This is a genomic window from Aeromonas sp. R4-3 (assembly GCF_040908275.1).
In the GTDB taxonomy this organism is placed as follows: Bacteria; Pseudomonadota; Gammaproteobacteria; order Enterobacterales; family Aeromonadaceae; genus Aeromonas; species Aeromonas rivipollensis.
The window spans coordinates 78,584-96,347 of record NZ_JBFODK010000032.1; the positions used below are offsets into that span (position 1 = coordinate 78,584).

15 protein-coding genes are annotated in these 17,764 nt (G+C 63.2%); 7 read left to right on the top strand and 8 right to left on the bottom strand.

Going from position 1 to position 17,764, the window contains the following annotated elements:
• Window positions 1–37 precede the first annotated feature (37 nt).
• Window positions 38–727: a hypothetical protein gene (locus AB5Y91_RS11115; protein WP_368169807.1), complete on the bottom strand. Its 690-nt coding sequence runs from the start codon at window positions 725–727 to the stop codon at window positions 38–40.
• Between the two features lie 39 nt (window positions 728–766).
• Here AB5Y91_RS11115 and AB5Y91_RS11120 point away from each other — a divergent pair, with 39 nt between their 5' ends.
• Together AB5Y91_RS11120 and slyD are read left to right on the top strand one after the other, a co-directional pair.
• Window positions 767–973 (top strand): YheV family putative zinc ribbon protein, encoded by a 207-nt coding sequence (locus tag AB5Y91_RS11120; RefSeq protein WP_033130616.1) that lies wholly within the window; start codon window positions 767–769, stop codon window positions 971–973.
• Window positions 974–1,196: 223 nt separating this feature from the next.
• Window positions 1,197–1,829 carry a peptidylprolyl isomerase gene (slyD, locus tag AB5Y91_RS11125; protein WP_139745959.1) on the top strand — a complete coding sequence of 211 codons (633 nt, stop codon included), beginning with the start codon at window positions 1,197–1,199 and terminating at the stop codon, window positions 1,827–1,829.
• 59 nt (window positions 1,830–1,888) lie between these two features.
• Here the strand turns inward: slyD and AB5Y91_RS11130 are convergent, their stop codons facing one another.
• Together AB5Y91_RS11130 and AB5Y91_RS11135 are read right to left on the bottom strand one after the other, a co-directional pair.
• Window positions 1,889–2,104: a SlyX family protein gene (locus AB5Y91_RS11130; protein WP_368169808.1), complete on the bottom strand. Its 216-nt coding sequence runs from the start codon at window positions 2,102–2,104 to the stop codon at window positions 1,889–1,891.
• 14 nt (window positions 2,105–2,118) lie between these two features.
• On the bottom strand, window positions 2,119–3,087 hold the full coding sequence (locus AB5Y91_RS11135; protein ID WP_106885963.1) for a WD40 repeat domain-containing protein: 969 nt from the start codon (window positions 3,085–3,087) through the stop codon (window positions 2,119–2,121).
• 119 nt (window positions 3,088–3,206) lie between these two features.
• On the opposite strand from AB5Y91_RS11135, the gene fkpA reads away from it, so the two are divergent.
• Both fkpA and AB5Y91_RS11145 read left to right on the top strand, forming a co-directional pair.
• Complete coding sequence (gene fkpA / locus AB5Y91_RS11140; RefSeq protein WP_111909827.1) at window positions 3,207–4,013, top strand: FKBP-type peptidyl-prolyl cis-trans isomerase; 807 nt, start codon at window positions 3,207–3,209, stop codon at window positions 4,011–4,013.
• Between the two features lie 147 nt (window positions 4,014–4,160).
• Complete coding sequence (locus AB5Y91_RS11145) at window positions 4,161–5,567, top strand: sigma-54-dependent transcriptional regulator (protein WP_368169809.1); 1,407 nt, start codon at window positions 4,161–4,163, stop codon at window positions 5,565–5,567.
• Between the two features lie 87 nt (window positions 5,568–5,654).
• Here the strand turns inward: AB5Y91_RS11145 and AB5Y91_RS11150 are convergent, their stop codons facing one another.
• The 3 genes from AB5Y91_RS11150 to AB5Y91_RS11160 form a co-directional block, all read right to left on the bottom strand.
• Window positions 5,655–6,524, bottom strand: coding sequence for a tetratricopeptide repeat protein (locus AB5Y91_RS11150; RefSeq protein ID WP_368169810.1), 870 nt, complete (start codon window positions 6,522–6,524; stop codon window positions 5,655–5,657).
• Between the two features lie 113 nt (window positions 6,525–6,637).
• Window positions 6,638–6,973 (bottom strand): hypothetical protein, encoded by a 336-nt coding sequence (locus AB5Y91_RS11155; protein WP_163148731.1) that lies wholly within the window; start codon window positions 6,971–6,973, stop codon window positions 6,638–6,640.
• 117 nt (window positions 6,974–7,090) lie between these two features.
• On the bottom strand, window positions 7,091–7,432 hold the full coding sequence (locus AB5Y91_RS11160) for a DUF2956 domain-containing protein (protein ID WP_139745955.1): 342 nt from the start codon (window positions 7,430–7,432) through the stop codon (window positions 7,091–7,093).
• A gap of 255 nt (window positions 7,433–7,687) precedes the next feature.
• Here AB5Y91_RS11160 and ushA point away from each other — a divergent pair, with 255 nt between their 5' ends.
• Window positions 7,688–9,358 carry a bifunctional UDP-sugar hydrolase/5'-nucleotidase UshA gene (gene ushA / locus AB5Y91_RS11165; protein ID WP_368169811.1) on the top strand — a complete coding sequence of 557 codons (1,671 nt, stop codon included), beginning with the start codon at window positions 7,688–7,690 and terminating at the stop codon, window positions 9,356–9,358.
• A 206-nt stretch (window positions 9,359–9,564) separates the two neighbouring features.
• Here the strand turns inward: ushA and AB5Y91_RS11170 are convergent, their stop codons facing one another.
• Window positions 9,565–10,416 carry a Tim44 domain-containing protein gene (locus AB5Y91_RS11170; RefSeq protein ID WP_106885968.1) on the bottom strand — a complete coding sequence of 284 codons (852 nt, stop codon included), beginning with the start codon at window positions 10,414–10,416 and terminating at the stop codon, window positions 9,565–9,567.
• 426 nt (window positions 10,417–10,842) lie between these two features.
• Between AB5Y91_RS11170 and dnaB the strand changes: the two genes are divergently transcribed.
• Window positions 10,843–12,237, top strand: a complete 1,395-nt coding sequence (dnaB, locus tag AB5Y91_RS11175; protein WP_368169812.1) for a replicative DNA helicase — start codon at window positions 10,843–10,845, stop codon at window positions 12,235–12,237.
• 147 nt (window positions 12,238–12,384) lie between these two features.
• Window positions 12,385–13,458, top strand: coding sequence for an alanine racemase (gene alr, locus AB5Y91_RS11180; protein WP_368169813.1), 1,074 nt, complete (start codon window positions 12,385–12,387; stop codon window positions 13,456–13,458).
• 184 nt (window positions 13,459–13,642) lie between these two features.
• Here the strand turns inward: alr and putA are convergent, their stop codons facing one another.
• Window positions 13,643–17,599: a trifunctional transcriptional regulator/proline dehydrogenase/L-glutamate gamma-semialdehyde dehydrogenase gene (gene putA, locus AB5Y91_RS11185; protein ID WP_368169814.1), complete on the bottom strand. Its 3,957-nt coding sequence runs from the start codon at window positions 17,597–17,599 to the stop codon at window positions 13,643–13,645.
• Window positions 17,600–17,764 lie beyond the last annotated feature (165 nt).

Here is a 17,764-nt window from a genome sequence, read left to right on the forward strand (position 1 = left end):
CTGGACCCTGTCACCACCATTTATTTTCGCGTCCGGCTCACTGAGCGGAGGCCACCGCCTCCAGCGTCAGCCCGAGCCAGTGCTGGCACGCCTGCGCCAAAGCCTGTTCATCCCGGTAACCGAGCTTTGCCACCACCTGGGCCGGCTTGCTGCCACTTCTGAGCAGGCGTACCCCCTGCAGCAACTGCCACTGGGCACCGAGCGCATCGGCCGCCAAGGCGGGATCCTCGATGCCGCGCTGGGTGAGGCAAGCCTGCCAGGCCGCGACGCTGCCTTCAGACTGACCGGCCAGGGCGCGCCAGGCACCTTGCAGCGGCTGATCCGCCTGCGCCAGGATGGCGCACGCCTGCAGCTCGTCCCCTATGACCCGCAGACGGTGGCCATAGGCCTCCTGCCAGTCACGGGGCCTCGACCAGGCGGCCAGGCTGTCCAGCAGGGCGTCCATCAGCGGGGTGGGTTGCAACCAGCCTGCCTGGGCCGGTTGCACCACCCGCACCGAGCAGATCAGCCGATCATGCTGGCAACCCGCCAGGGGAGTGAAGGCGGCGAGGGCATCGGCGCACAGCCAGAAGTGGCTGCCCGCCGTCAGCAACAGCTCATGGGAGCCGAGTCTCAGCAGTGCCGCACCCCGGGTGACGCGCAGCAGCTGACCCAGAGGGGAGCGTTTGCGGGGGCCGACCTGCAGGCAAGGAGTGGAAAAATGCTGATATTCGATGGCGTGATGCATGTAAAAACCCTGATATGATGCTGCCTGGAGGTAACACAAATGGAAACCAGACGTAAAAAGCGCTTCATTGCCGGTGCGGTTTGCCCGGCGTGCGGCAAGATGGACACCATGATGCTGTATATGGAGCATGGAGTCGAGAAGGTGACCTGCGTCGACTGCGGGGATACCCAGGTGCAGACCCAGGCCGAGGTGGACAAGGCGACCCGTGAGGCCGAACAGGTCATAGGGGTGTTCCGCCCCGAGTAAGGGAGAGCCGGATGGCCGAGGTTGACAAGGTCATCCGCGAGGCCGAACGGGCAATCAGCGTGCTTAGCCCCGAGTGTTGGGCCTCTTGGTAATACCCGGGGTGGGACAAGGCTCGTTCTGGACTGCTGACTTTTTCAGCATGGCGGAGCGGGGCAGATCATATGCTTGGCCACCTTTTTAAGGTATTCTGGGCCCGTTTTTTTCTATCCGCAGGATCCCTGACATGAAAGTAGCTCCCCTGAGCGTGGTTACGCTGGAATACACGGTCACCGACGAACACGGTGAAGTCATCGACACCACTGTCGGTAAAGAGCCTCTGGTGTATCTGCACGGTACCCGTTATCTGGTCTCCGGCCTCGAAGCCGAGCTGGAAGGCCGCAGCGTGGGCGAGGCGTTCGACGTCACCCTGACGCCGAACCAGGCCTATGGCGAGTATGACGAGAACCTTGTGCAAGAAGTGCCCGGCGAGCTGTTCGATGGCATGGAAGTGTCTGAAGGGGATACTTTTGTGGCCGAGACCGACGATGGCCACCGTCCGGTGACCGTCATCGAAGTCTCCGAAGAGTTCATCAAGGTGGATGGCAACCATCCGCTGGCCGGTGTGACCCTGGGCTTCAAGGTCGAGATCAAGGACGTGCGTGCCGCCACTGCCGAAGAGCTGGCTCACGGCCACGTGCACGGTGCCGGTGGCTGCGGTCACGATCATGGCCATGACCACGGTCACGATCACGACCATGACCACGGCGGTTGCTGCGGCGGTCACGGCCACGATCACGGTCATGACCACGGCGACGAGCAAGGTCACGGCGGTTGCTGTGGCGGCGGTGGTTGCGGTGGCAAGGGCCATCAGCACTGATCTGCCGACTGGCAAGATGAAAAAACCCGCTGCGTGCGGGTTTTTTTATGGCGGCGCACTCAGTAGTGCGGTGGCGGCGTCTCTTCGGCCATGCTGGCGATCTGGCTCGGCTGCACGCTCTGCATCTTGTCCACCAGCAGCTGGATCTGATGCTTGAGCCGGTCGAGTTCACGGCCCTGGGTGGTCACCTCTTCGTTGAGTTGCTCCACCGTGTATTCGGCATAGGCGAGACGGCTTTCCAGGGTCTCGAGACGATCGTTAACTTGCTGACTCATGGGCCTTTTGGTCCTTACTTGATAGTCCAGATTTCGGCCAGGCCACTGGAGCTGGCGCTGACGAGGTGGCCATTGTCGCGCAAAGCCACGCCATAGACCACAGCGCTCGGTGGTTTCACCTTGGGATGGGGAGAGACGCGCCAGCTTTGCAGCAGGCTGCCATCGCTCACCCGCCACAGGGAGAGCTGGCGGGAGGGGGCGCCGGTGACGAGCCAGTCGCCATCCTTGACGAACCGGGCGCTGGTGTAGACCTCGAAGCGGTGATCGAACTGCAGCCGGCTCACCTCCTTGCCGGTCTTGAGATCCCAGATGCTGGCCTGACGGCTGTCGGCGGTGAAGGCGAAGCGCCCCGCCGGATCCAGCCTCGCCATCACCACCCGGCCACCATGATTGAAACGCCACACCACCTGGCCGCTGCGGGTATCCCACAGATAGGCGCTGTAGTCGTTGCCGCCGGTGAGGGCGTAGCGACCATTGGCGGAGAGATCCACCGTATTGACCTGCTCGGTATGGCCGAGGAACTGCAGCCTGCGCCCGGTGCGGGTATCCACCAGCTCCGCCTTGCCATCTTCGCGGCCGATCAGCACCAGACGGCCATCGGCCGAGAGTGCCGCATCCCTCAGGCTGGATTCAGGAAGTGAATAGTAGCCTTGGGAGCGACCATCTTGCAGGCGCCAGATGGCAAAGGTGCGCTGGGTGGCCGTGATGGCGTGGCTGTCGCCCGGGGAGAAGCGGGTGAGGGTGACGAACTCTTCCTGGTCCTCGCTCTGGCGCCAGCGCCAGCGTTCCTTGCCCTGTTCCAGATCCCAGACCACTGTGCCCTGGCCCAGGCTGGAGACGATGGCCTGCTTGCCGGAGCTTGCGAGATCCGCACTCAGCAAGCCCTGGTTGGCGAGGCGGATCTGCTGGCCGGGAAGTGAGCTCTGTTCGCACCCTGTCAGCATCAGGCAGATACCGATGAGATAAATGGCACTTTTGATCATTTTTCCTGTCTCATGCTTTCGTTACCTGCGATCACGGCGTTAGTATAAGGCGCTTATCACGATAAACCTCTCATTTCACGAAGGAACCGAGAGCGGTATTTAGAGTTTTGGAGAAACTGATGAACAATTTTCTGAAGGTGTCCCTGTTGGCTGCGGCCGTTGCCGTGAGTCTGACTGCTTGCCAAAAAGATGAGAAGCCTGCTGCCAATACCGCAGAGGTCAAGGCAGAAGCCAGCAAGCCGGCAGAGGCCCCCAAGGCAGCAGCCAAGAGCTTTGAAGAGCAATCCGGCTATGCGATCGGCCTCTCCATGGGTCGTTATATCGCCAATACCCTGGAACGTCAGCAGGAGCTCGGCATCAAGCTGGACAACAGCGTCATCCTCAAGGGGGTGACCGACGGTCTGGGCAAGGAAGCCAGCATGACTGACGAGGAGATCCAGAAGGTCCTGCAGGAATACGACGCCAAGATCAACGAGTTGACCAAGGCCAAGGCTGACAAGGATGCGGTGGACAACCTGAAGAAGGGTGAAGAGTACCTGGCCGCCAACGCCAAGAAAGAGGGCGTGAAGAGCACCGAATCCGGCCTGCAGTATCAGGTCGAGAAGCTGGGTGACGGCGCCAAGCCCAAGGCCACCGACATCGTCAAGGTACACTACACCGGTACCCTGACCGATGGCACCAAGTTCGACAGCTCCGTCGATCGCGGCGAGCCGGCTACCTTCCCGCTCAACCAGGTGATCCCGGGCTGGACCGAAGGCGTGCAGCTGATGCCGGTCGGTTCCAAGTTCAAATTCTTCCTGCCGTCCAAGCTGGCCTATGGCGAGCACGGTGCAGGCTCCATCCCGGCCAATGCCGTGCTGGTATTTGACGTCGAGCTGCTGGCCATCGAAAAGCCGGCTGCCGATGGCGCCGATGCGAAGAAATAAGCAGTCAATGCGATAAAAACGGCTCCCCAGGGAGCCGTTTTTACTTGTGTCGCGCCAGGATAGGCCGGAGAAAGCAGGGACCCGTCTTGAGTGTGTGGCGGCTAGCCCCCAGAATAGACAACAAAATCAATCGCAAGGATGGATCTCGTGGCTGAAAGCAAACCCCGTGTCCTGCTGGTGGAAGATACCCGCAGTCTGGCCGTCGTCTATGAGCAGTACCTGGTTCAGGATGGCTATGAGGTGCTGCTGGCCGATTGCGGCCAGCAGGCACTGGCGCAGTTGCTGGCCAGCCCGCCCCCCGTGGTGCTGCTCGACCTCGAACTGCCCGACATGTCCGGCATGGCCATATTGCAGCAGATCACCGAGCAGCAACTGCCCTGCTCGGTGGTGGTTATCACCGCCCACGGCTCGGTGGACGTGGCGGTGGAGGCGATGCGCTGCGGTGCCTTCGACTTCCTGACCAAGCCGTTCGACGGCAAGCGGCTGTGCGCCACCGCCCGCAACGCCTTCAAACATCAGCAGCTCAGCTCGCTGGTGGCCCAGTACAGGGAGAACTTCGAGCGCAGCTCCTTTGCGGGCTTCATCGGCGCCTCCATGGCGATGCAGGCGGTCTATCGCATCATAGAGAGCGCGGCGCCGAGCAAGGCGACCGTCTTCATCACGGGGGAGAGCGGGACCGGCAAGGAGGTCTGTGCCGAAGCGATCCACCAGTGCAGCCCGCGCCGGGATCAGCCCTTCATCGCGCTCAACTGCGCCGCCATTCCCCACGATCTGATGGAGAGCGAGATCTTCGGCCATGTGAAGGGATCCTTTACCGGTGCCCAGGGGGATCGCAAGGGGGCGGCCAGCCTGGCGGACGGCGGCACCCTCTTCCTCGACGAGATCTGCGAGATGGATCTCGACCTGCAGAGCAAGCTGCTGCGCTTCATCCAGACCGGCACCCTGCAGCGGGTCGGCAGTGGCAAGGTGGAGACGGTGGACGTGCGTTTCGTCTGCGCCACCAACCGGGATCCCCTGGTGGAGGTCAAAGCGGGGCGTTTTCGCGAGGATCTTTACTACCGGCTGCACGTGATACCGCTCCCCCTGCCTCCCCTGCGCGAGCGCGGTGAAGACATACTGCTGCTGGCGCGCGACCTCCTGCTGCGATATGCCAAGGAGGAGCACAAGCGCTTCCGGGATTTCGATGCCGATGCCGTGCGGGTGCTGCTCGACTACCCCTGGCCCGGCAACGTGCGCGAGCTGCAGAACGTGGTGCGCAACATAGTGGTGCTCAACGATCGCGAGCTGGTGAGCAAGGAGATACTGCCACCGCCGCTCAACGGCGGTCGTGCGCTCGTGGTGCCTGCCCCCGCCGAGGAAACCCCCGAGATCCAGACCGAGCCCATGTCGATCCCGCTGCCGGTGCGCCCGCTCTGGCTGGTGGAGAAGGAGGCCATAGAGCAGGCCATCGCCAGCTGTGACGGTAACATCCCCAAGGCGGCGGCGCTGCTGGAGATCAGCCCCTCGACCATTTATCGCAAGAAGCAGGGCTGGGAAGAGGCGAGCCTGGCCTGATGTGGGGGGATGGCATCCATCATCCTGGGCAGATGCGCTGGTGAGCGGAGCGGCCAATTGGCCGCCCGCTCTTTTTGTGGAGCGCCGTCAGAGCTTGGCGAGGCGCTTGAGCCTGGCCAGCCGCTCCGCCTCGTTGGCTTGCAGCCAGCCATCCCGCGAGAGCAGGAACCAGGCGCGGGCGAAGTATTCGGGGGCGGCCGGATCGTCCAGCATCAGGCCGTTCTCCCCCAGCTCCTCGAACAGATAGCCATCTTCCGGCGCGCTGGCCTCGGCCATGTCGGCCTTCAGCTGGCTCAGCTCGGCCATCGCCTGTTCGTGCAATCCCTGCGCCCGGCTCAGCCGTGCCAGGCTCCAGCGGGCGATAAAGGCCTTGCCCTGATTGCTGTGCTGCTGGTGCCAGGCCAGGCACTTCTGCTGGCAGGCCCTGGCCTCCTCAAAGCGTCCCAGCTCGAACAGGGTCCAGCCCTGATTGTTGTAGAGGCTGGGCAGCCAGCCGCGCACCTTATCGTCGGCACTGCGCTCGGCCAGGGTCATCGCCAATTGATGCCAGCGGCTCTGCTCTTCCAGCGGGGCGGCGATGCCCACCATGTGGGCCGAGTCTATGGCGAGCCCTGTCTCCCCCAGCTTGAGCCCGAGTTGCCACCCCTGCTCGAACAGCGTCCTGGCGCTGGCCTTGTCGCCGGCCGAGTTGAACGTCCGCCCCCGTTCCAGCAAGGTGCGCAGCCGTGCTCGCGGGGTGGCCTCGGTGAGGCGGGGCTCTATCTCGTCGAGCAGTTGGTGCGCCTGTGCAAACTGGCGTTGCAGGGAGTGGGTGCGGGCCAGTTGGGTCAGCAGCTCAAGCTCGAGTTGCAGGTCGGCGGCGGCGCGCGCCGCAGGAAGAAGCGCGTGAAAACGCAGGGCGCTGGCGGCGGGATCCTGATAATCCCACTGCGCCATGAAATCGGGCGGATTGTCCATCTGGCCTCCTGGCTGGTTACCCTCTCACCAAGATGCCTATCGCCCATTGTTTGTACAAGGGGCGCCCGTCACAGGGCGCCCCTCAGGTCATGAAAAAGCCCGTGCAATCGAAATCAATAGACCATGGCCAGGCTCATCAGCATCAGGCCCAGGGCGGCGAAGGCTCCTTCCTTGATGGCCAGGCGCGGCACCAGCGCCTTGGGCAGTGCCGGGAACAGGCAGAGCGCGAAGCCAAGCCCCGGCATCAGCCAGTGAAAGCCGGGACTGCGCAGGGTCGGATCTGCCGCCCCGTTGATGATGATCAGCAGGATGAAGAGGGTGAAGGCGGGCAGGATAAACCAGCGGGCGTTGCCGGCGGCGACCGCTCGCAGGGGCGAGATGCGATAGAGCACCAGGGTCACGATAAAGAGGACAAGGGGGGCCAGCAGATAGAGGGGGGCCGGATTCATGATGGGGGTCTCCAGACAACGGGGGGAAGAGTGTAAGCAGCCGGGGCTAGGGATGACCAGCGCGCCGGCCCCGGGCTGTGAGGCCGATCCCAGGGCAAAGGTTTGCCAGGCAAGGGATCAGCGCAGCCAGATCCAGGCACAGCCAAATGCCAGCCAGCTCAGTACCAGCAATACCCATGGCAACGGGTGCTGGCGGCTGATCTCGACAAGCTCTATCTCCTGGGCCTCTTCCTCATGCTCGCCCTGCTGTGGCTGCTTCGTCCTGGCTTGCTGCTTCTTCTGGCGGCTCGCCTCCCGGGCCCGCGCCTTCATCTGTTTCTTGTATTCGTCTATGCCCTTCTGGATCCCCTGGGCGATCAGCTGGGTCTGCTCCTTGGTCTGCCCCGGTTTCTGGTTGGCGCGGGCTACCTTCATCGCCTCCTGCTGGGTCTCGGGGGAAATCTTGTCGTACTTTGCCATTCACGGCTCTCCTTGGCATCGATTGGCGGGAAGTATGCCATAACTGTTTCCGGCAGGCTGCCATCCCTGCGGGGGGAAATGAGGCGGCAGGAGATTGACTAGTGATGGAAATATGAGGAGACAGGTTGCGCTGGTGATCACATTTGGCGGAATTTGTGAGTCACCGATGAAAAAGCGTCACATGTTGTTTGTTATATTAGCGCCCGACCTAATGGCTTGGGTCGTCCAATAACAAAATAACAAGGTGATATGGAAATGAATTATAAATTTGTCAAAGGAACTGTCGCGCTGGCTGTGCTCGCCGCGCTGAGTGGCTGTAATACCTCACAAAATGAAAGTGTCGCCCCCTGCAGCGAAAATGTCTGCAAGCTGACCATTTTGCACACCAATGATACCCACGGTCGTTTCTGGCACAACGACAAGGGTGAATATGGCATGGCAGCCCAGAAGACCCTGGTTGAACGCCTGCGTGGGGAGGCCAAGGCGGCAGGCAGCGAGGTGCTGGTGCTCTCCGGTGGCGACGTGAACACAGGGGTGCCGGAGTCGGATCTGCAGGATGCGGAGCCGGACTTCATGGCCATGAACAGCATCCGCTACGATGCCATGGCGGTGGGCAACCACGAGTTCGACAACCCCCTGAGCATCCTCGAGAAACAGCGTGAGTGGGCCAAGTTCCCCATGATCTCCGCCAACATCTACGGCAAGGCCAGCGGCAAGCGCTACTTCGACCCCTACAAGGTGTTCAAGCTGGAGAACGGCCTCAAGGTCGCCGTGCTGGGGCTGACCACAGAAGACACCGCCCAGCTGGTGGATCCCAACAACGTCCAGACCCTGGAGTTCCGCGATCCGACCACGGAAGCGGCCAAGCTCGGCAAGCAGATCCGCGACAACAAAGAGGCGAACCTGGTCCTGGCCATCACCCACATGGGTCACTACGAGAATGGCCAGCACGGCAGCAATGCCCCTGGGGATGTGGAGATGGCGCGCGCGCTGCCGGCCGGCACCCTGGACGCCATCATAGGCGGTCACTCCCAGAACCCGGTCTGCATGGAGCCGGGCACGGCGGACAAGTACGCCGACTTCAAGCCGGGTGACGACTGCCTGCCGGATCAGCAGAACGGCACCTGGATCATGCAGGCCCACGAGTGGGGCAAGTATGTGGGCCGCGCCCAGTTTGACTACCAGAATGGCAAGCTGACCCTGACCCAGTACGATCTCATCCCGGTCAATCTCAAAGACGCTGGCGGTGCCTTCATTCAGGAAGAGATCACCAAGGATCCCGAGCTCTACAACACCCTGCTCACCTATCAGGAGAAGGGTCAGCAGGAGCTGGGCGTGGTGATAGGCTCCACCGACGGCGTGCTGGACGGCGAGCGTGCCAACGTGCGCAACAAGCAGACCAACCTGGGTCGCCTCATCACCACGGCCACTGCCGAGAAGCTGAGCACCGACTTTGGCATCGTCAACTCCGGCGGCGTGCGTGCCTCCATCGCGGCTGGCGACATCAGCTATCGCGACGTGCTGACAGTGCATCCGTTCGGCAACACGGTCAACAAGGCGACCATGAGCGGCAGCGAGCTGGCAACCTATCTGGGCCTGGTGGCGACCAAGACAGTCAACACCGGCGGCTATGCCCAGTTTGGTGGCATCAACATGGCGGTGGACTGCCAGGCCAAGAGCGTGACCATCACCAGCGTGGGCGGCAAGGCCTTCGATCCTGCGGCCAGCTACAGCTTCTCCATCCCGAGCTTCAGCGCGGCCGGTGGCGACGGCTATCCGAAGATCAATACCATCAACGCCGGTCTGGTGGATGCCGGGGTGTTGAAGGATTATATCGCGGCGAAGAAGACCATACAGGTGGCCGATTATCAGCCGGCCGGCGAGGTCAGTTATGTGAATTCCGCCTCGACTGATGGCTGCAAATAATAGAGCGGCCTTGGGCCAATAACAAAAAAGAGGCAGCCATGGCTGCCTCTTTTTTTATTTTCAAGGTCATCAACACGGGCTGAAGGCGATTATTCTCGGCCCCTCACAGGGAGGGGGGAATATTCCATGGCCAGCTGTGATGAGTGTGATGGCAATAAAAAGGCGACCCTGAGGTCGCCTTTATCATGCTTGCCGGACGGGCGTGCTTAGAGCTGCTCGATACCGACGATGTGCCAGGGGGCATTGTCCTTGGCCAGGTTGCGCTCGAGGTGCCACACCTCCTTGATGTCCTCCTCGACCTGCTCCTGACGGTCCATATAGCGACCGCTGAAGCGCACGCTGACCTGGGCCCAGTCGCTGCCGTAGTCGGCACGCACCAGCTGGGTGTCCACATACATCACTTCGGTGTGCTGCTCGCCGGTCAGTTCGGCGCGCTCGGCCTGGAGGTGCTGGAACAGCTCCGGGCTCACGTACTCGCGTACCTTCTCCAGATCGTTCTTGTTCCAGGCCTCTTGCAGGGTGCGATAGTGATCGCGGGCACCGGACAGGAAACCGTTCATGTCAAAGCCTGGCGGCAGGCGGAAGGGGACGTCGCTGTCGGCAAAGCCGGTCGCCTGCGGGGCGCCGTTGCTCTGCTCGAACTGCTGCGGCGCCGACGGTGGCTGATAGCCCGCATAGGCCGCCTGTGGTGGGGTTGCTGCCGCCTTGTTCTTGCGCAGGGCGCGGATCAGGAACACGGCACCGAGTGCCAGCAGGGCGATCAGCAGGAAGTCCATGCCCTGCAGGCCTTCGAAGGCGCCACTGCCCAGCAGGTAAGCGAACAGGCCACCGGCCAGCAGGCCGCCCAGCAGGCCACCCATCATGCCGCTCTTCTTGGGCGCCGCAGCCAGGGTCGGGTTCTTGCCATTCACGGGAGCAGCAGTAGGTGCCGGTTGGGCCGGTGCCGTCTTGTAGCTCTTGCCAAAGGATTTGCCGCCACCAAATTTCTTGGCCTCGGCTATGGGTGCCCCAAGGCCAATGGCCAGGATCACGGCAAACAGGGTCAGCATCTTTTTCATTTTGACTCTTTCACTCTCATGTAGGTGGGGGCATGCTCTGCTTGTGCAAGCTCAGCGAGGCGCATGGCAGGCTGCCGGTCCCTTTTTGTGTTGCAGCTTGCGGGTATGATTAACATGTCTGGCATGAATTATTCATGAACAGATTGCCCCTCCCGGGGGTGCCAAGGAGGATGCCCATGAGAAACAGACGACCGAGTCGTTCGGTGCGCAGACTGCGCAACAAGCTCAAATCCAAGGCGAAGGATCAGACCCTGGTCTGGCCCTTCCTCGTGCTATGAGGGGCAAGGAGGGCCCCAGGACCCGATGAGCCGGCCACCTGGGAGGAGGCAGGCCAACGGATGAGGTGAATAGCGCGCATTAGCGCTCGCGATGGCGGGGTTTCTTTTGTAAAATTCCCGTCCCCTTCCCGCTGCGGTTTTTATGTGTATGGCAGAGCAAGTGACGGCGAAAAAAGACGCCAAGACACAACAGCTGAAAGTTCCCCCCCACTCTTTTGAGGCCGAGCAGTCCGTACTGGGCGGCCTGATGCTGGATAACGAGGCCTGGGATCGGGTGGCCGAGCGGGTGATCGACAAGGATTTCTACAGCCGTCCCCACCGCCTGATCTTCCAGGCCATGACCCGCCTCTCCAATGCGGGCAACCCCATCGATCTCATCACACTGCAGGAGGAGCTGGAGCGCTCCGAGCAGTTGGAAGAGTCCGGTGGCTTCGCCTATCTGGTGGAGATCGCCAAGAACACCCCGAGCGCCGCCAACATCAATGCCTACGCCGAGATAGTGCGTGAGCGGGCCGTGGTGCGGGAGATGATCTCGGTCGCCAACGAGATAGTCGAAGCGGGTTACGAGCCCCAGGGCCGCACCTCAGGCGATCTGCTGGATCTGGCCGAGAGCAAGGTGTTCAAGATCGCCGAGCAGCGCTCCAGCGCCAACGAGGGCCCGCAGCCCCTGAAGCTCATTCTGGAGCAGACGGTCGACAAGATTGAGGAGCTGTTCAAGACCCCCCACAACGGGGTGACCGGGGTCTCCAGCGGTTATGGCGATCTCGACAAGATGACCGCCGGCCTGCAGCGCTCGGACCTCATCATAGTCGCCGCCCGTCCCTCCATGGGCAAGACGACCTTTGCCATGAACCTGTGCGAGCACGCGGCCCTCACCGCCGACAAGCCGGTGCTGATCTTCTCCCTGGAGATGCCCTCCGAGCAGATCATCATGCGTATGCTTGCCTCGGTCGGGCGCATCGACCAGACCAAGGTGCGGACCGGCCAGCTCGACGACGAAGATTGGGCGCGCCTCTCCTCCACCATGGGGCTGCTGCTCGAGAAGGGCAAGATGTACATAGATGACGCCTCCGGCCTGACCCCGACCGACGTGCGCTCCCGTGCCCGTCGCATCGCCCGCGAGCACGGCGGTCTCTCGATGATCATGATCGACTACCTGCAGCTGATGCGGGTGCCGGCGCTGTCTGACAACAGAACCCTGGAAATCGGTGAAATCTCCCGCTCCCTCAAGGCCTTGGCGAAGGAGCTGCAATGCCCGGTGGTGGCGCTCTCCCAGCTGAACCGAAGCCTGGAGCAGCGGGCCGACAAGCGGCCGGTCAACTCGGACCTTCGTGAATCAGGCTCCATCGAGCAGGACGCGGATTTGATCATGTTCATCTACCGCGATGAGGTGTATCACGACGACAGTCCCGACAAGGGGATTGCCGAGATCATCATCGGCAAGCAGCGTAATGGCCCCATAGGCCGGGTGCGGCTCACCTTCCAGGGTCAGTTCTCCCGGTTCGACAACTATGCCGGCCCGGCGTTTGATGATGACTACTAAGCCGGGGTCGAGATCGCCCCGGATACCAGACACAGTTTTCCCGGTTCGACAATTCTGCCGGTCCGGCCTTAGACGATGACTATTAAGGGATGACACCACTCGGTGCCTGGCGCAGGTGCGCCATCATGCCCTCGTAAGGGAAAACAGATGAAAGCGGCTATTGCCCAAATCGATACCTCGGCCCTGCGCCACAACCTCGCCGTGGTCAAGCGCCACGCTCCTTCCTGCAAGATCATCGCCGTGGTCAAGGCCAACGCCTATGGCCATGGCCTGCTGCCGGTGGCCCGCACCCTGGTGGATGCGGACGCCTATGCGGTGGCCCGCATCGAGGAGGCGCTGATGCTGCGCTCTTGCGCCGTGGTCAAACCCATAGTGCTGCTGGAAGGCTTCTTCTCGAGCGCAGACTTGCCCGTGCTTGCGGCCAACAACCTGCAGACCGCGGTACACACCTGGGAGCAGCTCGAGGCGCTGGAGCAGGCCGAGCTGCCGGCCCCCGTGGTGGCCTGGCTCAAGCTCGACACCGGCATGCACCGGCTCGGGGTGCGGGCCGAGGAGATGCCCGCCTTTATCGAGCGGCTGGCCCGCTGCAAGAACGTGGTGCAGCCGTTCAACATCATGACCCACTTCAGCCGCTCCGATGAGCTGGATCAGCCCACCACCCGTGAGCAGATCGATCTCTTCAGCCGCCTGACCGCGCCGCTCAAAGGCGAGCGCGCCATGGCGAACTCGGCGGGTATCCTGGCCTGGCCGGACTCCCACTGCGACTGGGTGCGCCCCGGCGTCATCCTCTACGGCGTCTCCCCCTTCCCGAATACGGTAGCGGCGGATTACGACCTCAAGCCGGTGATGACCCTCAAGACCCAGCTCATCGCGGTGCGGGATCACAAGGCGGGGGAGCCTGTGGGCTATGGCGCCAACTGGGTGTCGACCCGGGATACCCGACTCGGCGTCATCGCCATCGGTTACGGCGACGGCTATCCCCGCATGGCGCCCAACGGCACCTCTGTGCTGGTCAATGGCCGCATAGTGCCCCTGGTGGGTCGGGTCTCCATGGATATGACCACAGTGGATCTCGGCCCTGGCGCCACCGACAAGGCCGGCGACGAGGCCGTACTCTGGGGCGAAGGCTTGCCGGTGGAGCGGGTCGCCGAGGAGATTGGCACCATTCCTTATGAGCTGATCACCAAGCTCACTTCCCGCGTCTTCATGGAATATGTGTAGGTTCGAATAGCGAAGCGTATTCGGACATTCGAGTGACGCGGCGTCATCAGACGGCAAGCCTCACCGAATCAACAGAAAGGCCGTTCGTGCGATGTCACGAACGGCCTTTCTGTTTCTGTGCGCAAGGCTCTGCAAAAACAAGCCCCGCGTCTGCGGGGCCTGGGTCTCTTTCACTATGTGGCGCTTAGCCTATGGTCATCAGGCTGGCGTTGCCACCGGCGGCGGCGGTGTTGACCGAAAGGGCGTGCTCGATCAGCAGGCGCTCCAGGGGGATGTCGGTCTCGCCACGGTGCAGGCCGTGCACGCCGACGATGGCGCCAGCACGGGCGGCGGCAAGCTTGGCCACTTCCCGCAGCTGATCCGAGTCGCCGTGGTGCAGCAGGGCATCGAAGCCAACCTCGCTGTTGGCCCAGTCTGCCACCAGCTGGATACGCCCTTGTACCTCGCTGGGCAGGCTGGCCAGCAGGGTGCGGTTCTGGGCATTGTCCTGCCACAGCACTTGCGTCCCGACCGCCAGACAGGCTGCCAGCTGGGCCAGCAGATCCGTTTTGTCCTCGGCTAGGGAGAGCACCCGCTCCCGGGGTAGCAGGCTGTAGCTGTTGCGCTCGCCGGTGGGGCCGACCAGCAGCTGGGTCAGGCCGCTCAGTGCCAGCTCGCCGTAGCGATCGCACAGGGCCACCAGTGCCGGGGCCTGCTTGCTCGCCCAGCCACGCAAGGCCAGCAGTGCCGGTTTGGCGGCCTCGGCTTGCGGGGTTGCCCCCTGCTCCTGGCGAAGCTGGCTGGTCACCGCCTCCTGAGGACGCGCCCCGAGCAGACGGTACATGTAGAGCGGGCCACCGGCCTTGGGACCTGTGCCGGAGAGGCCCTCGCCGCCGAACGGCTGCACCCCGACCACGGCGCCCACTATGTTGCGGTTGACGTAGAGGTTGCCGACTTTGGCGGTGTTGACCACCTGGGCTATGGTCTCGTCGATGCGGGTATGGACCCCCAGGGTCAGGCCGTAGCCGCTGTCGTTGATCTGCGCGAGCAGCTCGCCGAGCTTGGCGCGGGGGTAGCGCACCAGGTGCAGCACCGGGCCGAACACCTCCGAGCCCAGCTCATCCAGGCTGTCGAGTTCGATCAGGGTCGGCAGCACGAAGGTGCCGCGGTTGCAGGCGCCTTCTTGGGTGCGGGCAATCTGGTGCACCCGGCGACCCTTGTCCCCCATGGCCTTGATGTGGCGCTCTATGTTGGCCTTGGCCTCGGCGTCGATGACAGGGCCTATGTCGGTGGAGAGGTGCTCGGGGCTGCCGACCTTGTACTCGGCCATGGCGCCCTTGAGCATGCGGATCACCCGCTCGGCCACATCGTCCTGCACGCACAGCACCCGCAGGGCGGAGCAGCGCTGACCGGCGCTGTCGAACGCCGAGGAGATGACGTCCATCACCACCTGTTCGGTCAGGGCGGAGGAGTCGACAATCATGGCGTTCTGGCCGCCGGTCTCGGCGATGAGCGGTATGGTGCGGCCCTGGGCGTCGAGGCGACCGGCCAGGTTGCGGGAGATGATGCCTGCCACCTCGGTGGAGCCGGTGAACATGACGCCACGGACCCGCTCGTCCGCTATAAGGGCTGCGCCCACGGTTTCACCGCGGCCCGGCAGCAGTTGCACCGCACCGGCGGGGACGCCCGCCTCACGCAGGATGCGCACCGCCTGGGCGGCGATGAGGGGGGTCTGCTCCGCCGGTTTGGCGAGCACAGTATTGCCGGCGGCGAGCGCCGCGCAGACCTGGCCGCTGAAGATGGCCAGCGGGAAGTTCCAGGGGCTGATGCAGACTACGGGGCCGAGCGGTCTGTGGCTCTCGTTGGCGAAGTGGTTGCGCGCCTGGGCGGCGTAGTAGCGCAGGAAGTCCACCGCCTCGCGCACCTCGGCGATGGCGTTGGCGAAGGTCTTGCCGGATTCGCGCACCAGCAGGCCCATCAGGGGTTGCAGCTCGGACTCCATCAGATCGGCGGCGCGCTCCAGCACGGCGGCTCGTTCGGCCGGCGGAGTCGATTGCCAGATCTGGCCGCTGGAGAGAGCACAGGCGAGGGCCTGGTCCACCAGCTCTACCGTGGCTTCGCTCACCTGACCGACGACGTCGCGGTGATCCGCCGGGTTGACCACGTGCTGGAACTGGGTCGGTGCGTCGATGTCGCAGCCCGGCTGTTCATTACCCAACATGGGCAGGGCCTGATAGACGGTGTTGGTGCTGGCGAGCAGGGCGGCAGACAGCGACCCCAGACGGTGCTCGTTCGCGAGATCCAGACCGGCGGAGTTCGGGCGGGCTTCGCCGTACAGCTCACGGGGCAGGGGAATGCGCGGGTGGGGCAGACCCAGGCTGCCTTCACGGGCGGCCATCTGCTCGATCTGCTGTACCGGATCCTGCACCAGATCCTGCAGGGAGATGCTGTTGTCCGCGATGCGGTTGACGAAGGAGGTGTTGGCCCCGTTCTCCAGCAGGCGGCGCACCAGGTAGGCGAGCAGGGTCTCGTGGCTGCCGACCGGCGCATAGATGCGGCAGGGGCGACCCAGCTTGCCGTCGGCGACCTTGCCGACCACCTGTTCGTAGAGCGGCTCACCCATGCCGTGCAGGCACTGGAACTCGTACTGGCCCGGGTAGTAGTTTTGCCCCGCCAGCTGGTAGATGGCCGACAGTGAATGGGCGTTGTGGGTGGCGAACTGGGGATAGATGGACTCGGGCACCGCCAGCAGCTTGCGGGCGCAGGCCAGATAGGAGACATCGGTGTAGGGCTTGCGGGTATAGACGGGGTAACCCTCCAGGCCATCCTGCTGGGCGCGCTTGATCTCGCTGTCCCAGTAGGCGCCCTTTACCAGCCGGATCATCAGGCGGTGACGGCTGCGCTTGGCGAGATCGATGACGTAGTCGATCACATAGGGGCAGCGTTTCTGATAGGCCTGGATGACGAAGCCGATGCCGTTCCAGTCCGCGAGAGACGGGTCGAAGCAGAGTTTCTCCAGCAGGTCGAGGGAGATCTCCAGCCGATCGGCCTCCTCGGCGTCTATGTTGATGCCGATGTCATACTGCCTGGCGAGCTGGGTCAGGCCCAGCAGGGTGGGGTAGAGCTCTTCCATGACGCGATCGTATTGGGCGCGGCTGTAGCGTGGGTGCAGGGCGGAGAGCTTGATGGAGATGCCCGGGCCCTCATAGATGCCGCGGCCGTGGGAGGCCTTGCCGATAGCGTGGATGGCCTGCTCGTAGGAGGCGAGATAGCGCTTGGCATCCTCCTCGGTCAGGGCCGCTTCCCCCAGCATGTCGTAGGAGTAGCGGAAGCCCCGGTTTTCCATGTTGCCCGCGTTCGCCAGCGCCTCGGCTATGGTCTCGCCGGTGACGAACTGCTCGCCCATCAGGCGCATCGCCATGTCCACACCCTTGCGGATCAGCGGCTCGCCGCCCTTGCCGATCAGCCCCTTGAGGGAGCTGTTGAGGCCAGCCTCGTTGTGGGTGGCCACCAGCTTGCCGGTGATGAGCAGGCCCCAGGAGGCGGCGTTGACGAACAGGGAGGCACTCTGGCCCAGATGCTGGCTCCAGTTGCCACCGCTTATCTTGTCACGGATCAGGGCATCGCGGGTCGCCTTGTCGGGGATGCGCAGCAGCGCCTCAGCCAGACACATCAATGCCACCCCTTCCTGGGAGGAGAGGGAGAACTCCTGCAGCAGACCTTGCACCAGGCCCTGACGGCCGCTGGCGCTCTTCTGGTTGCGCAGCTTCTCGGCGATGCCGAGGGCCAGCTTCTGGGTGGCCTCGGCCTTCTCCTTGGGCAGGCGGGCCTGCTCCAGCAGCATGGGCACGGCCTCGGTCTCGGGGCGGCGATAGGCGGAGGTGATGGCGGCGCGCAGCACGGACTGCGGCAAGATGCTCTCGGCAAACTCGAGGAAGACCTGGATCCCCTGCTCGGTCAGGGTCTCGATGGCCTCTTCCCCGGCGGCAGCGGCCAGACCGGACTGCTCGGGCGGGGTCAGGCCACGCTCCAGCTGCTCCAGATAGGTGAAGATCGCCTGCTTGATCAGCCAGTGGGGGGTGCGATCCAGAGTCTGGGCGGCCTGCTTGAGACGGTCGCGGGTCGCTTCATCGAGTTTAACGCCGAGGGTGGTAGTGGCCATGGGACTTCCTGTGTCTAGAAGGTAACAATATTACCGGACGGTTAAATTTTGCCGAGAATGGCGCAACCAGGTGCAACCTTCAAGCAAGAAATTTTAATGTCCTGGCTACATTGTTGAATTTTCCTATGCCAAATGACCCGGTGGATTGAGCCTATGAATAGGACT

Coding starts and splice junctions, on each gene's coding strand:
- AB5Y91_RS11115 (WP_368169807.1), bottom strand. CDS start 727: ATGCATCACGCCATCGAATATCAGCATTTTTCCACTCCTTGCCTGCAG.
- AB5Y91_RS11120 (WP_033130616.1), top strand. CDS start 767: ATGGAAACCAGACGTAAAAAGCGCTTCATTGCCGGTGCGGTTTGCCCG.
- slyD (WP_139745959.1), top strand. CDS start 1,197: ATGAAAGTAGCTCCCCTGAGCGTGGTTACGCTGGAATACACGGTCACC.
- AB5Y91_RS11130 (WP_368169808.1), bottom strand. CDS start 2,104: ATGAGTCAGCAAGTTAACGATCGTCTCGAGACCCTGGAAAGCCGTCTC.
- AB5Y91_RS11135 (WP_106885963.1), bottom strand. CDS start 3,087: ATGATCAAAAGTGCCATTTATCTCATCGGTATCTGCCTGATGCTGACA.
- fkpA (WP_111909827.1), top strand. CDS start 3,207: ATGAACAATTTTCTGAAGGTGTCCCTGTTGGCTGCGGCCGTTGCCGTG.
- AB5Y91_RS11150 (WP_368169810.1), bottom strand. CDS start 6,524: ATGGACAATCCGCCCGATTTCATGGCGCAGTGGGATTATCAGGATCCC.
- AB5Y91_RS11155 (WP_163148731.1), bottom strand. CDS start 6,973: ATGAATCCGGCCCCCCTCTATCTGCTGGCCCCCCTTGTCCTCTTTATC.
- AB5Y91_RS11160 (WP_139745955.1), bottom strand. CDS start 7,432: ATGGCAAAGTACGACAAGATTTCCCCCGAGACCCAGCAGGAGGCGATG.
- ushA (WP_368169811.1), top strand. CDS start 7,688: ATGAATTATAAATTTGTCAAAGGAACTGTCGCGCTGGCTGTGCTCGCC.
- AB5Y91_RS11170 (WP_106885968.1), bottom strand. CDS start 10,416: ATGAAAAAGATGCTGACCCTGTTTGCCGTGATCCTGGCCATTGGCCTT.
- dnaB (WP_368169812.1), top strand. CDS start 10,843: ATGGCAGAGCAAGTGACGGCGAAAAAAGACGCCAAGACACAACAGCTG.
- alr (WP_368169813.1), top strand. CDS start 12,385: ATGAAAGCGGCTATTGCCCAAATCGATACCTCGGCCCTGCGCCACAAC.
- putA (WP_368169814.1), bottom strand. CDS start 17,599: ATGGCCACTACCACCCTCGGCGTTAAACTCGATGAAGCGACCCGCGAC.